The following is a 14,627-nucleotide window of genomic DNA, read 5'->3' as shown; positions in this document are numbered from 1 at the left end:
AAAAGCGCGAAAGCGCACCTCCCTGGATGTTTTCCGTTGAAAACTCCAGGATAAGGTGCGCTTTCGCGTTTTAATAATTGCCGCTAGGCCCCCGCGCCGTGACGCTCGAGCGCCTCTCTCCAGTCGCGTTCCCGCTCCAATTGCCAAAGTCGATAATAATAACCCTTCTTGCGCAGCAGCTCGGAATGGCAACCGCGCTCGGCAATGACTCCTTCTCGCAGCACGAGAATCTCGTCCATCCGGTCGAGGCCGGTCAGCCGGTGAGTCACCCAGAGCACCGCTTTGTCCGCAAGAGCCTCGTTCATGTTGCCGACGAACGCCCGCTCGGTCAGCGGGTCGAGCCCCGTCGCCGGCTCGTCGAACAGAATGGCCGGCGCCTGCATCAGCAGCGCCCGGGCCAGAGCGAGCCGCTGCCGCTCGCCGCCCGACAGGCGCGAGCCCCATTCGCCGATGACGGTGTCGAAGCCGTCCGGCAGGCCGTCGAGCGTCTCGCTAAGCAGCGCCAAGCGAGCCGCCTCGCGCACTTCGGCGTCGGACGCCTCCGGACGTCCGAGCCGGATGTTCGCCGCAGCCGTAGCGTTGAACAGCTGCACGTGCTGCGTGACGACGGCGAACGAGGAGCGGATCGCCTCCTCGGGCAGCTCTCTCAGCTCCATTCCATTCAGGCGGATGGAGCCGGTCTCGTAGCGCCGCTCTCCGAGCAGGAGGCGGAGCAGCGTGCTTTTGCCGGAGCCGCTCTCGCCGACGACGGCGACGCGCTTGCCTTGGCGAAGCGCGAGCGACACGCCGCTCAGCGCTTCGGGCTCGCCTTCGCCGTAGCGGAAGCGAAGGCCTTCGATCCGCGCCTCCCAAGGCCGCGAAGCGGCCGGAAGGGCGTTGCCCGCGCGGGTCGACTCCATCGCGTCAGCCGGCCTTTCAACGACAGCCTCATCTTCCGCTTCCGCGAGCTTAAACAGCCGCTCCGCCGAGGCAAGCGTCTCCCCAAGCTGCTGAAAAGCCGCCGGAAGAGGCGTGATCGCTTCGAAGCAAGCGAGTGCCATCATCGCCAAAGCCGGGATGGCGACCGGCTCTATTCTTCCTTCTCCGGCCAGATAAACGGAGACGAACAGGACAAGCGCCATCGCGAGGTGAGACGCCGCAAGCATGCCGCCTCCCGTGAAGGCGGAGAGCCGCAGATGCTCTCGTTGAAGCCCGGCCAAGCGAAGCTGCATCTCCTCGAGCCGGCCCAGACGGTCCTTCGTCCGGCCGAAGACCGCCAGCTCCCGCAAGCCGAGCAGCAGCTCGGCGGTATCGGCGTAGAGCCTCGACCGCTCCTTCACCAGCTTCGCGCCACGCTTCCTGCTCCCGATGGAACCCCACAACGGGATGCCGATGCCGGCCGCCAGCAGCATGCCGAGCAGAAGCAGCGCCAGGCTGAGATCGTGAGCCGCCATCACGATAAAACCGAGAACGCCGGTCAGAACGGCGATCAGCGGAGGAGCCAGAACCCGCAGGTACAGGTTCTGAAGCTGCTCGATGTCGGACACCATCGCGCCGAGCACGTCGCCGCTCCGCCTCTTCTCCAGCAAGCCTTCTCCCTTCGGCTCCAGCCGCTCGTACAGCCACACCCGGATCCGATGCAGAATGCGGAAAGTCAAATCGTGCGAGACTAGACGTTCGACGTATCGCAGCACGCCGCGCGAGATGCCGAAGAAGCGAACCCCGACGATAGGAACCCACAGCAGCAGGACCGTCTCCGGCCGGAGCGCCGCCTTGGCGATCAGGTACCCCGAAGTGCCCATGAGTCCGATATTGGCGGCGACGGTGAGGAACCCGAGCAGCGCGGCAAGCGCAATTCTCCACTTATAAGGCTTAACGAATTCCAGCACGCGACGCAGCGTTCCGAAGGACGACGACGGCATGGCGGAATCTCTTGCAGAACTGGCAGCCGGACTTGCAGTCGCGGTATCATCCCGCTCGCTAACGACCGACGCCGCTCCCGGCTCCGATTCTCTCTCCGCCAGTGCCGCGGCGAATTCCGACCCTTCCTCCCGTCCCGCTCTCCGCATCTCGGCATACAACCCTCCGGCCCGCTTCAGCTCCTCCGGCCGGCCGAATTCCGCCGCCCGGCCGTTCGCGATAACGAGAACGCGGTCGGCGCTTTCCGCCATGTGCAGGCGATGGGCGACCGTTACCGACATGCGCCCTTCCAGCAAGGCGTCGAGCCTACGCCGAAGCCGCGCCTCCCGCTCCAGATCGAGCCCGTTCGTCGGCTCGTCGAGGAGCATCACCGGCGCCTGCCGCAACATGGCGCGCGCCAGTGCCACCCGTTGCGCCTGCCCGCCGGACAGCCGAACCGATTCGCCAAGCTCCGTATCGAGCCCTTCGGGAAGCGACTCGACGAACCCGGCGCCCGCCGCCCGAATTGCCGCCCCCAGCTCTTCCTCGTTCGCGTCCTGATGCCCGAGCGCGATATTCTCGCGCACCGTCCCCGCGAACAGGCGAGGGTTCTGCCCGACGGCGGACAGCTGGCTTCGCCACCACTCCATCGACAGCTCTCCCAGCGGGACTCCGCCGATAAGCACCTCGCCCGCCGAAGGCTTCACGTAGCCTTGCAGCACGTCGAGCAGCGTGCTTTTGCCGGAGCCCGTCGGCCCGACGATCGCCAGCCGCTCTCCCGGCTCGAGCGCGAAGCTGACGCCGGAGAGCGCCTCGCGATCCGCGCCCGGATAACGTACGCCGACGTTCCGGAACTCGATTCGGTAGCCCGCCGCGCTTGGCGCCAACTTTCTTCCGCTCTCTAGCTCCTTCCACCCCAACGACTCTTGGTCGAGCAGCGTCAGGATCCGCTTGGCGGCCGACGCTCCGTTCACGCTCGAATGAAACTGCGTGCCGAGCGCCCTCACCGGCTGATAGAATTCCGGGGTCAGCAGCAGCACCAGAAAAGCATGCTCGAACCCGATCTCCCCTTCGATCAGCCTCAGTCCCAGAAAAACGGCGACGATCGCCGTGCTGAGCGTGGCGAACAGCTCCATGACGAAAGCCGACAGGAACGCGAGCCTCAGCGTCCCCATCGTCTGCTTGCGATAGTCCTCGCTTATTCGCGAGAGAATGTCGATCTGCGCTTTGCTCCGGCCGAATATCCGCAGCGTCGGAAGGCCGCGCACGATATCGAGGAAGTGGCCCCCGAGCCGTCCGAGCACCTTGAACTGCTTCTCCGCCTTGGCCTTCGCCGTCACGCCGACGAGAATCATGAACAAGATGAGCAACGGCATCGTGACGGCCAGCACGACGGCGGACAAGCCGTCCAGCCCCGCCACCGCGCAGAAAACCGCCGTCGGGATAAACATCGAGAGCGCCATCTGGGGCAAATAGCGGGCCAAATAGTTCTCCAGCTGTTCGACTCCCTCGTAGACGGTGCCGGCCAATTCCCCGCTTCTCTCTTCCTTCGCGCCCACGGGCCCGAGCTCGGCAAGCTTGCGCAACAGCCGGCCGCGCAGGTCCGTCTTGATGCCGAGCGCCATCCGCGAGGAGGCGTACTCCCCGGCCGATTGCAGCGCCGCCCTCAGCGCGATCCACGCCAGCAACAGTGCGAAGGCGGGCAGGAGAGGCCGAAGCCCCTCCCCTTCAAGGAAAGCCCTGTTTGCGATATCGGCGATCCAGACACACTCCAGAAGGAGGACGATCCCGCTAGCCGCTCCCAGCAGCACGCTGACCGCGAACAGACGACGCACTCCTTTTACCCGATCGAACAGTCGTTTGACCATCTTAATAATCCAAGTGATCCCGGACGCTGACGCGCTTGCGGAACACCCAATAGGTCCAGGCCTGGTAAGCGATGACGAGAGGTACGGTGCACAGGGCGACGACGGACATCACCTGAAGAGTGTACTCGTTGGAGGACGTATTGTGGATCGTGAGCGTCCATTCCGGATTGAGCGAAGAGATCATCACCCTTGGGAAAAGCGACATGAACACCGTGATCGTCGACAGAGCGATGGTAGCCCCCGTCATGAGGAACGCCCACCCGTCGCGGCTCGCCTTCAGGAAGAACGGCACCGAGATCAGCGCGAAGCCCGCCAAGGTCGGCACCATGCCCGGCATGATTCCGTTGCGGGTGAACATATCCGTCTCGAAATAGCTGAGCACGACGAACAGCAGCAGCACGACGCTCGTCCACGCCCCTATCCGGTTCGCGAACCGCCGCGCGCGGTCCCTGATCTCTCCCTCCGTCTTCAGCGACAGGAACAACGCCCCGTGCAGCAGGAACAACAGAACGATGGAGACGCCGCCCGCGACCGAGTACACGGAGATCAGGTCCCAGAAGGTGCCGACGTAGTTCGTGTTCTCGTCGACCGGAACGCCGCGCATCAGGTTCGCCAGCGCCACGCCCCAGAGGAGCGGAGGAAGGAGGCTGCCGACGAAAATAACCTTGTCCCACAGGTCGCGCCAGCGCTTGCTCTCCAGCTTGCTGCGGAATTCGAAGGCGACCCCGCGTCCGATCAGCGCCAGCAGCATAAGGAACAGCGCCATGTAGAAGCCGCTGAACAGCGTCGCGTACCAGCCGGGAAAAGCCGCGAAGATCGCGCCGCCCGCCGTGATGAGCCATACCTCGTTGCCGTCCCACACGGGACCTATCGTATTGATGAGCACCCGGCGTTCCCGGTCCGTTCGGCCGAGGATCGGCGTCAGCATCCCTACCCCGAAGTCGAACCCTTCCAGGAAAAAGAAGCCGACGAACAGCACGCATATCAGAATAAACCACAAAGTCTCCAGATCTAGCATATGGGTATAGTCGCCTCCTAATTAGAGAGTTCCGAGCAGCGGGTCCGGGTCCGGATTCGGCTTCTTGGCCTTCTTCGGGTTCTCATGCCCGTCCTCTTCCGGCGGATCCTTGCGGATGAAGTGCACCATGAGGTAGACCAGCGCGACGAGCAGCAAGCCGTAGATGACGGTGAAGCCGATGAGCGAGGTCAGCACCATTCCCTTGGAGACGAGAGGCGAGACTCCGTCTTCGGTTTTCTGCAGGCCGAATACGATCCACGGCTGGCGGCCGACCTCCGTCATGATCCAGCCCGCGCTGTTCGCGATGAAAGGCAGCGAGATCGCCGGAATCATCCACTTGAGGTAGCGGCGGAACTTCTCGAGCCGGTTGCGGGCCGCCGCGTAGGTGCCGAACAAGCTGAGCAGAATCATCAGGACGCCCGCGGCGACCATGATGCGGAAGCTCCAGAAGGTCGTCTTCACCGGGGGCACGTAGTTGCCTTCCCCGTACTTCTCCTCGTACTCCGCCTGCAGCTGGTTGATGCCCGGAACGCTGCCACTAAGCTTGTTGTAGGACAGGATGCTGAGCGCGTACGGAATGTCGATCTGGAACTTGTTCTCCTTGCCGTCCGAGTCGATCCAAGCGAGAACGGTCCAAGGAGCATGCTCTCCGGTCGTGTCCCAGAGCGCTTCGGCCGCGGCCATTTTCATCGGTTGGGCTTCCATCAGATGCTGAGCCTGGCTGTGCCCGGCCATGGCGGTCATGAAGCTCGCGATCAACGCCACGATGGTTCCGATCGTGAAGGACGCCTTAAACTGCTCGACCTTCTGCTTGCGAAGAAGCTTGTAGGCGCTCACCCCGGTCACGAACAAGGCGCCGGTCGACAACGCTCCGAAAATAACGTGCGGGAACTCGACCCACAGCTGCGGGTTGCCAAGCAGAGCGAAGAAGTCGGTCATCTCCGCGCGGCCGTTCGCGATCTCGTAGCCCACCGGCTGCTGCATGAACGAGTTGGCGCTTAAGATCCACAGGGCGGACAGCGTCGCCCCGATCGCGACCATCCAGATGGCGGCCAGATGCACCTTCTTGGGCAGCTTATCCCAGCCGAAAATCCAGATGCCCAGGAACGTCGATTCCAGGAAAAAGGACACGAGCGCCTCCACCGCCAGCGGCCCGCCGAACACGGCGCCGACATAGCGGGAGTAGTCCGCCCAGTTCATGCCGAACTGGAACTCCTGCATGATGCCGGTGACGACCCCTACCGCGAAGTTGAGCAGGAACAGCTTGCCCCAGAACTTCGCCATCTGTTTGTACTTGTCGTCCTTCTTGACCACGTACAGCGTCTGCATGAACGCGATCAAGTAAGCGAGTCCTATCGATAACGGTACGAACAAGAAGTGGTATACCGTCGTGATACCGAATTGCCATCTCGCCAAATCCACAGCTTCCACATTATGGCCTCCCCTCTTATCGCGATCATTATATAAGGAGAGGCTCGCGGAACTATGTGACTATCATCACAAGCCTGGTGGCGAAAAAGGAAAAATGGCGAATGCGTTACGCCAAAACGATCTGATTTGCCTTTTTGGGGAGTGGGCTTTGAGGCACCGCGACTCGATTGGGGCAGGTTGGCGCGCGTCCGGAGGGCTAGTTGAGTCACCAAGACTCATCTGCGGCGGGTCGGTGCGCATATGGTGGGCCAGTTGAGTCGTCATGACTCATCTGTGGCGAGTTGGCGCGTGTCCGATGGGAGAGTTGAGTCGCCATGACTCATCTGCGACGGTGCGCCATACTCTCTATTATCCTCAGTCGCCTACCGCCGAGCGTTCCCCCCATGTGAGCAGTCTGGTTACCTTCTTTCCACTATCGTCGCGAGTTCCCGTTCATGTAGGCAGTCTGGTTACCTTCTTTCCACCATCGTCGCGAGTTCCCGTTCATGTAGGCAGTCTGGTTACCTTCTTTCCACCATCGTCGCGCGTTCCCGCCCATGTGGGCAGTCTGGTTACCTTCTTTCCTCCATCGTCGCGCGTTCCCGCCCATGTGGGCAGTCTGGTTACCTTCTTTCCTCCCACCGTCGAGCATTACCGCCCATGTGGGCAGTCTGGTTACCTTCTTTTCACCACTTTCGAGCACTTCGGTCCATGCGAGGATCAAGGCTGCTCTCTTCCACCAGCTGTCGAGCGTTCATCTCTCCAGCCCCTCTTCCGGCAGACGGATGGTGAAGGTCGTCCCCAAGCCGGCGACGCTGTCGACTTCGATGGAGCCAGGACTCGGTTCGCGCTCCTTCTGCGATCCTGCCGGGGACTCGGCGATCCGAATCGACTCCCGGCCCAGCTCCGCGATGACGATCGCTTGGTTCCCATCCGCCTGTCTTCCTGATAGAAGAACGGACAGCTGGCCTCCAGGATCCAATCGGGACAAGGCGCTGCCGATAAGGCCGAGCAGCTCCGAAGGAAGCTTGTGAACGGCGGCTCCCCCGTCGGCCGCCCGGCCAGGCTGGCGCACGCTCGCATCCGACTCGCCGGCCAAACGGAACAGCGCCTCTTCCTCCTCCGCCTCCAGTCGAAGCATTTCGATCAGCTTGGCCGCCAGCTCCCGCAGCCTCTCATTCTCCCCAAGCTTCATGGTAGCCTCCACCTGCCTCATGCCGATTTTCCGACACGTACTCCCGTGTCCTATTCGATGCCGCTCCGTGCCCGAACGTTCCTAAGATGCTCCATAGTCTGCCCATATGCCCAAGCAATAACATTATTCGTCCTTGGCGTCTTCTTGCGCTGCATCTATCTCCATCCCTCCCCCAAACGCGGATGAGCGCGAGCTTCTAACAAACTAAAAAAAAAACGAAGCGGGACAGCATGTCCCGCTCCGTTATTCTATCCGGCTATTCCTCCTCTTCCTTGCGCTCCCCGGCCTCGTAGAAAAGAACCTCTTCCGGAAGGCCGAAGTATTCGCTGAAGATCGATCGGTATGTAGGCTCCGGCATCGCTCCGGCATGCATGTACTTCCTCGTCGTTCCCGGGGACACCCCTTGCTTGCGGCTGAACGCCGCCGGCGAGATCCCGTGGACGGCGAACAGGCCGGACAGGATCCGGTTTTTCTTCGCTCCCAGCAACGCCCGTTTGTAGAACTTGCCGGACTCCTCGCTCTCCAGCCGTCCCCATTCCGAATCCGGATAGAACAGGATGGATTGGGGAAGCCCGAACCGATGGGAGATGAAGGCGCGATGCTCTTCCGTCGGGTACACTCCCTCGTAGATCCAAGCGGCCACGGTTCGCGGCGCCACGCCGACAAGCTCGGCGAGCTCGGACAGCTTTACGTCCTCCACGATCAAGACGGCCATGAGGATCCGGTTCTGCACGGTCCAATTCTTAGGCTTGCGGAATCTCGGTTTGCGGATTCCTTGGCCGATCTTCGACCGATTGCTCTCGGCGAGCAGTTGAATCCGCGATTTGGTTTGCTCTAGTTGTTCAATCATTCCATAGTCGACTTCTTTCCCTATCTATTATTCTCCCATCATACTATAAGTACCCACTGTTGTAACAAGCCGCATACGCCGTCCAAATGATGGAACTGTTTCCCGCAGGCCCCTCGGCGCTTCGTAAACCGAATGATTTTACAGCGTTCCTCCGGAAAGCTAAAATAAAGCTATGCTAATCCTATCGAAGAATGGGGACATCGACCTTGACCACGACGAATGAACGATTGCTTGTGTTAGTCGGCTCCTATGCGGAAGCAGATGGCAGCGGCATCTACTCCTATGAATTCGACGAGCAAGACGGCACCTTGAAGCTTCTCGACCAAGTATCCGGCTACAAGAATCCGACTTTCCTGCGCCTGAACGCCGAGCAGCGCCGACTTTACGCTCTCGCGGAGATTACGACGGCGGAAGGAAGCAAAGCGAGCGACGCCGCTCTCCTGACCATCGATCCGGTCACGGGCACGCTCTCCGAAGCTAGCCGCTCCCTTGCCGCGACCGGGCCGACCTGCCATATCCAGCTTAGCCCTGACGAAAAGTTCCTGACCCTTACCAGCTACCATAACGGCACGGTAAGCCTAGTCCGGGTAGGCGAGGACGGCGGCATCGGAGCGATTCTGGACGAGCAGCAGCACGTCGGCCGGGGAGCGGATCCCGAGCGTCAGGACAAGCCGCATCCTCACTCCTCCTTCTACAGCCCCGACGGACGTTACCTATTCGTCTCCGATTTAGGGCTTGATCGCATCATCGCTTACAAGATCGAGAACGACAAGCTGGTCCGACACGGAGAGACCGCGCTTCACCCCGGCGCCGGTCCTCGCCACCTGACATTCCATCCGAACGGCCGGTTCGCTTACGTCATCAACGAGGTGGACTCCTCCGTCACGGCGTTCGGCTACGATGCCGAAGCTGGCGCGCTGCATGCGTTCCAGACCCTCTCCACGCTGCCGGAAGGCTTCGAAGGAGAGAACACGACGGCGGAGATCGCCATCTCGGCCGACGGGCGGTTCCTGTACGGCTCGAACCGCGGGCACGATAGCATCGTCGTGTATGCGGTCGACGGGGAATCCGGCAAGCTGTCCGTCGTCGAGCACGCAAGCGTCGAAGGCAAGCACCCGCGCCACTTCTCCATCGTGCCCGGCGGCCGCTTCCTGATCGCCGCCAATCGCGACACGAACAACCTCGCCGTGTTCAAGATCGACCAAGAGACCGGCAAGCTGAGCTACACCGGCCATTCCGCCGCCGTCTCGAAGCCGGTCTGCGTATGGTCTGCGCGCTTCTAACTTAAAAAAGACATGGCCTTGCAGAACGATTCTGCAGAGCCATGTCTTTTTGGTCTTGGTACGTCGCTTCAGATTCGGGTCGCTCAGATTCGAACCCCCATCTTAAGCGATTTGGAACTGTTCGTATTCGCCAGATGAGGCAGCATCTTCGTGCCGCTCTCCATCGTCGAATGGCACAGGACGCAGGTCGGCACGCTCTCGAAAGCGAAGTTGTCGCGCATCCAGCCGTTGCAATGCTCGTTCGTGCACTGCCAGATCGCCGTTTCCTCTTGCGGAAGCTCTTCAAAGATTTTTTTCCTCGAATACATAGACAGCCCTCCTCGACCCTAGGATGCCCAAAAAAAGAAAAAAGCTCCTGACCGAAATCAGAAGCTTTTCCTTTAAGCTGGATTACAGCTTAACAACGTTCTCGGCTTGCGGGCCGCGAGCGCCTTGAACCACGTTGAACTCGACGCGTTGACCTTCGTCAAGAGTCTTGAAGCCGTCGCCTACGATTGCGCTGAAATGCACGAATACGTCGTTGCCGCCTTCAACTTCGATGAAGCCAAAGCCCTTTTCTGCGTTGAACCACTTAACTGTACCTGTTTGCACTTGGAATTCCTCCAAAAAATTAAATTTACATGATCTTTTTTATTCTCATCTAAGAAATAAAAAATTCACATAGGGTAAAAGGTTACATCACGTAATGATAACCCTTTACGTTATGTGAATTCCGTGTAATCTACCTATATCGAGCATATCAAAGATCTTGCCGAATACCGAACCGCGAAGCTCATGCATTCTTCATGAAGTATAACAGAAGGTCATGAGTAATTGCAACTGTCAAAAATGTGGGAGCCCGGTTATCGAGCATCGAACATCTTGCCAAAGAAACGCAGCGGGGGCAGCGGCCTTACTATCCTATCCGCTGCAGGGTCTAATTATTCCTCATCGGCAAAAATAATTTCGAACGGTATAATGGAAGTCGAATCGCAACCGGAAGGAGTACCGGACAATGAACGAAAAGACAGCAACGAATCCGCGGATCAAAATTTACATGGCCGGCTTCGAGGTGTTCCGCACGGACGCGGCGGAGACCGGCATTCGAATGAAGCGGCTGTGCGACGATTACGGCTTCGAGGGAATCTTCCCTCTCGACAAGGATATCAAGCCCCAGCCTTCGAAGCAGGAGACGGCCAAGGCGATCTTCGAGGGCAACGTCAGGCTCGTGAACAAGGCCGATGTCGTCATCGCCAATTTGAACCCGTTCCGGGGCGCAGAGCCCGATTCGGGAACCGTCTTCGAATGCGGTCTGGCCTACGGTCTCGGGAAGAAGCTCTACGGCTTCGTCTCCGACCGCCGGACGATGGCGGAGAGACTGGGCCCCGATACCGATCCCGCCACCGGCTTGTACAAGGACGGAATGACCGTCGAAGACTTCGGGCACCCCTTAAACCTCATGCTGTCCGTGCCGATGACGATCGTCGAAGGCGCGCTGGAGGATGCTCTTAAGCGGCTTAGCCTTGATCTTCGGAGCTCCTCTTGAATCGCTGACGCTTCTTCCACTCGAGCTGCAGGCGTTCTCTTAGGAGGGGAAGATGCCGATCCAACGCTTCCCGGGTAAAGGAGATAACGGTCCACCCGTTCCCGGAGAGCAACTCGCGGCGCCTTCTCAGCTCCTCCTGCTTGCGCGCTTCGGCGATCGGAGCGGGAAGAAATTCGAACGCCAGCCGGTTCGGCGCTTGATCGGAATACAGATAGAGGGACCCGTTCGCGGATAGGGAACGCACGGGACTGTCCGCCTTCAGCTCCTCGAAACGGTATTCCGTCAGCGGTCCCCAAAGCTCCTGCAGGAAGAGCTTAAGGTCCTCCCCGTAAGTCGCTTTCATGCGCGGACTCAGGCTTCGCTCGATCCAACGGGTCACGTTCTCGTGCACCGCAAGCTCCTCCCTGGCCGCGCAGACTTCCTCCTCCATCCCCGGGGACCAGGAATAGCGGTACTGAAGAGCCGATTCCTGGCAATACAGCAACTCCCCTTCCGGATCGAAGGCGATCTGCGCCCGGGAAAGCCGGTTTTTATAGAGGTACATCCCCTCCTCGTTATCCATGAACATGAGATACTCCGAGATCCGTTCGGCATCCTTAGGGTAGTGTTGCTCCAGATAGCTCATCAGCGGAGCGAAAGCCTCCCCGAGCCACTCCTCCGTGATCCGATTCGGTATAGCGCTCCTATTCCTCCCGCGGTCGATAGCGATCCCCCCCTAAACGCAAAATAAAACACCGTGGCATGCAGAAATTAACGTCTGCAAGCACGGTGCTTCCGTGTGTCGTCGATAGGTTCAGTTTAGCACATCGCGGGCCGCCCCGACAATCGTCCCTTATGCCGCACGTCAAGCCGGCTTTACGTCGCATCGACCCGCGACCCGGCAGGCTTCCTGGAACAAGGAACCGTAAAAAAGAAAGTCGTGCCCTCTCCGGGCACGGTCTCGAACCACAGCCGTCCTCCATTGATCCGAACGAATTCGCGCGTGAGGGCAAGTCCGAATCTTGCCTCGCCCGCCCTCTCCCCGGAAGCGGCCTTCCGGAAGAAAGCCCCCTCTTGCCGAAGGCATTCCGCCGTTTCCGGATCGATCCCGGCGCCATCGTCGCGAACCGATACGACGACTTCGGAGGAGGCCGCGGTCGCCGACACCTCGACGAACCCGCCCACCGACGCGTATTTGATCGCATTGGCGATCAGGTTGCGCAGAGTCAGATCAAGCATCTCCCTGTCCGCGTAAACCATGAGTTCCTCCTCCACATACTCCGACAGAACGATCCCTCTCATGGCCGCTTTCGCGCCGACCAAATCGATCGAATGGCTTACCGCCTGCCGAAGGCGGCACTCCTGCGGCTGGTAGGACACCTGCCCTTTCTGGCTTCGATACCAATCCAACAGATTATCGACAAGCGACAGCGTGCTTCTTACCTGCCCGTGCATCTCCTTCATCCATTCGGACAGCTCCCTCTGGGAGAGGTTCGTCTGGTGCCGGAGCAGATCGGTCATGCTGACCAGGACGGCGATAGGATCCCGGATATCATGGGCGACGACCGTGAACAGCTTATCCTTGAACGCGTTCAGCTCCGAGAGCTGACGCGCGTTCTCTCTCAGCCTGGCTTCGTCCTCCATCCTTCCGGTCACATCGCTGAAAAGCAGTATTTTGCCGATAAGAGCTTCCGTATTGTCGTAAAGAACGTATAATCTGCAATGATAAAACAGAGTGCGGTCATTCGCCATGCGCCGGTAAGTAAAATGATCGTCGCGCGCGGCGGAGAAGATCCGTTCCAACAGCCGCTCGTCGTCCTTGAAAGCCTCGCTTGCCGGAACCGGAGACCTCCTCTTCCTCCATTCGGGAAATACCTGGTGTGCCGCCGGGTTAAACTTGACCACCCGGTCCTCCTCGTCCAGAATGACGACGCCGTCTCGGATCGTTTCGAACGCCTTCGCCAAGGCAATCGGGGTGAGCCGAAGCAAATTAAAGCGAAAGATCCCCCAGATATACGTGATTCCGGAGACGGTGAAGCCGAAGGGCGTCAGATCCAGATTGCTCCCGAACAGATAAGCGACATTGCTGAGCATGGGCACGGCGGCGCCGAACAGGAGGATAAGAATCTGCTTCCGCACGACGGGCGCCGAGCGAAAGTACATCGGAATAAACAGCAGAAATCCGCCCAGAAGAACGACATAACTATAGAAAATATGCACCCAATACCAAGGCCCTTTGACCGTCAAATAAACGGGACCCAACGAACCCGCATTCGGGACATAATCGGCGTAAATAAGATGGTGCCAGTCGTTCGTTAAATGAAGGAAATAGATCGTAAAAGGCATTATGAACAGCAGAACGGCCAGGCGTTTCCGATACCCGGGCGCCGTACCGGTGAATTGGATGACCAGGTAGAGCCACAGCGCCGAAACGAAAGGAATTCCTAAATATTCGATTTGCAAGCTCAGCTTGATACCCGGCAAAGTGCAGCTTAGAAGCTCGAAGCCGTAACCCACCGAATAGAAAGCCGAGCCTAGCATGGTCAAGAACATCGTCCTGGCAATCGGCATCCGACGCTTGCGATAAGTCAACGCCAAGATGTACGAGCCATAAATGGCTACGAGAAAAAGCAAGACCGACATCCACCGGTTAAGTTCCAAGAAGCGCCCCCCTATATGTGTCTCTTGCTATTGGCGCATGCGGAAGATCCGTTCAATGGCTTCACTTTGCTCCATTATCATATCACTCCGCTGAAGCCTGACCAATAGGGATTCATAAGGAAGAAATAGGCAGGAGGCTGACGGCGAATCGTTATGACCTACATAAATAAAATCGATATTGCAGAACCTTATCGTGGGCAACATTACCTTGGACGAATAGAGGAGGGGCGCCGCATGAAACCCTATATCGGATGCGCGGCAATTATGCTTCTGGCTTCCGGCTGCGCCAGCAATCCGAACCTGACGACAGAGCAAATGACGGACAACCAGAGTCGGCTAGCGCCGATCGCCAGGCATCATATCCCCGCCGCCATTCCGAAGCAAGCCTCTTCCGTGTCCACCTTGGAGGGCGCCGAGGGCTCCTCCTATCAAACTCTTCAGAACGCCCGCAACATTCCCGAGGAAAATTCCAGCTGGCTCGATCGCTTCATTCGCGACCATGTTCCCTACCGTTCCCAATCGTCGCCTCCATCCCCTAAGCCTAGAACGTTCGCGGAGACTGCCGATAATGAAAATCAAGTATTGAATCTCGTGAACATGGCCAGAGCGAACGCCGGGCTGCCGCCGTTAAGCGAGAGTTCTCGTTTGACGGACATGGCTCTAACCAAAGCTCAGGAGATGGACTCCCGCAACTATTTTTCCCATTACTCGCCTACCTTCGGTTCTCCGTTCGACATGATGGCGTCCTTCGGCATTGATTATCGTTCAGCAGGCGAAAATATCGCGCAAGGACAAGCCAGTCCGGCCGAGGTCGTGGAACAGTGGATGAGCAGCCCGCAGCACCGCTCCAATATTTTGAACCGAAGCTATTCCCTGGTCGGGATCGCTTATTATAACGGCAAGTGGGTGCAAGAGTTCGTCGGTTGAACTGCGGCTTCATCATGGTCATCATGGGTAAAA

At 59.2% G+C, this 14,627-nt stretch carries 12 protein-coding genes; 3 read left to right on the top strand and 9 right to left on the bottom strand.

What is annotated here, in order from left to right; genetic code table 11:
• Nucleotides 1-83 precede the first annotated feature (83 nt).
• The 5 genes from cydD to H7B67_RS26915 form a co-directional block, all read right to left on the bottom strand.
• Nucleotides 84-3,746, bottom strand: a complete 3,663-nt coding sequence (gene cydD, locus H7B67_RS26935; RefSeq protein WP_185122975.1) for a thiol reductant ABC exporter subunit CydD — start codon at nt 3,744-3,746, stop codon at nt 84-86.
• A 1-nt stretch (nt 3,747) separates the two neighbouring features.
• Nucleotides 3,748-4,764 (bottom strand): cytochrome d ubiquinol oxidase subunit II, encoded by a 1,017-nt coding sequence (gene cydB, locus H7B67_RS26930; RefSeq protein WP_185122974.1) that lies wholly within the window; start codon nt 4,762-4,764, stop codon nt 3,748-3,750.
• Nucleotides 4,765-4,785: 21 nt separating this feature from the next.
• Nucleotides 4,786-6,195 carry a cytochrome ubiquinol oxidase subunit I gene (locus H7B67_RS26925; RefSeq protein WP_185122973.1) on the bottom strand — a complete coding sequence of 470 codons (1,410 nt, stop codon included), beginning with the start codon at nt 6,193-6,195 and terminating at the stop codon, nt 4,786-4,788.
• Nucleotides 6,196-6,928: 733 nt separating this feature from the next.
• Nucleotides 6,929-7,369 (bottom strand): hypothetical protein, encoded by a 441-nt coding sequence (locus H7B67_RS26920; protein WP_185122972.1) that lies wholly within the window; start codon nt 7,367-7,369, stop codon nt 6,929-6,931.
• A gap of 256 nt (nt 7,370-7,625) precedes the next feature.
• A complete protein-coding gene (locus H7B67_RS26915) occupies nt 7,626-8,219 on the bottom strand; it encodes a hypothetical protein (protein WP_185122971.1) in 594 nt (197 codons plus the stop codon).
• 191 nt (nt 8,220-8,410) lie between these two features.
• On the opposite strand from H7B67_RS26915, the gene H7B67_RS26910 reads away from it, so the two are divergent.
• Nucleotides 8,411-9,502 carry a lactonase family protein gene (locus H7B67_RS26910; RefSeq protein WP_185122970.1) on the top strand — a complete coding sequence of 364 codons (1,092 nt, stop codon included), beginning with the start codon at nt 8,411-8,413 and terminating at the stop codon, nt 9,500-9,502.
• A gap of 83 nt (nt 9,503-9,585) precedes the next feature.
• Here the strand turns inward: H7B67_RS26910 and H7B67_RS26905 are convergent, their stop codons facing one another.
• A complete protein-coding gene (locus H7B67_RS26905; RefSeq protein WP_185122969.1) occupies nt 9,586-9,810 on the bottom strand; it encodes a cold-shock protein in 225 nt (74 codons plus the stop codon).
• Between the two features lie 82 nt (nt 9,811-9,892).
• Nucleotides 9,893-10,093, bottom strand: coding sequence for a cold-shock protein (locus tag H7B67_RS26900; protein ID WP_136367974.1), 201 nt, complete (start codon nt 10,091-10,093; stop codon nt 9,893-9,895).
• A 403-nt stretch (nt 10,094-10,496) separates the two neighbouring features.
• Between H7B67_RS26900 and H7B67_RS26895 the strand changes: the two genes are divergently transcribed.
• The gene (locus tag H7B67_RS26895) at nt 10,497-11,027 is read left to right on the top strand and encodes a nucleoside 2-deoxyribosyltransferase (protein ID WP_185122968.1); all 531 of its coding nucleotides are present in this window, start codon (nt 10,497-10,499) and stop codon (nt 11,025-11,027) included.
• Here the strand turns inward: H7B67_RS26895 and H7B67_RS26890 are convergent.
• Both H7B67_RS26890 and H7B67_RS26885 read right to left on the bottom strand, forming a co-directional pair.
• The gene (locus H7B67_RS26890) at nt 10,999-11,652 is read right to left on the bottom strand and encodes a hypothetical protein (RefSeq protein ID WP_185122967.1); all 654 of its coding nucleotides are present in this window, start codon (nt 11,650-11,652) and stop codon (nt 10,999-11,001) included. The two genes, H7B67_RS26895 and H7B67_RS26890, sit on opposite strands and share 29 nt — an antisense overlap.
• Nucleotides 11,653-11,882: 230 nt before the next feature.
• Nucleotides 11,883-13,667, bottom strand: coding sequence for a sensor histidine kinase (locus tag H7B67_RS26885; protein ID WP_185122966.1), 1,785 nt, complete (start codon nt 13,665-13,667; stop codon nt 11,883-11,885).
• Nucleotides 13,668-13,901: 234 nt separating this feature from the next.
• Here H7B67_RS26885 and H7B67_RS26880 point away from each other — a divergent pair, with 234 nt between their 5' ends.
• On the top strand, nt 13,902-14,594 hold the full coding sequence (locus tag H7B67_RS26880; RefSeq protein ID WP_245363541.1) for a CAP domain-containing protein: 693 nt from the start codon (nt 13,902-13,904) through the stop codon (nt 14,592-14,594).
• Nucleotides 14,595-14,627: the final 33 nt, after the last annotated feature.

Origin of the sequence: Cohnella thailandensis (assembly GCF_014212135.1) — a bacterium.
GTDB classification, from domain to species: Bacteria; Bacillota; Bacilli; order Paenibacillales; family Paenibacillaceae; genus Cohnella; species Cohnella thailandensis.
The sequence above is the reverse complement of the archived record's forward strand: the minus strand, read 5'-3'. Positions and strand labels throughout refer to the sequence as shown.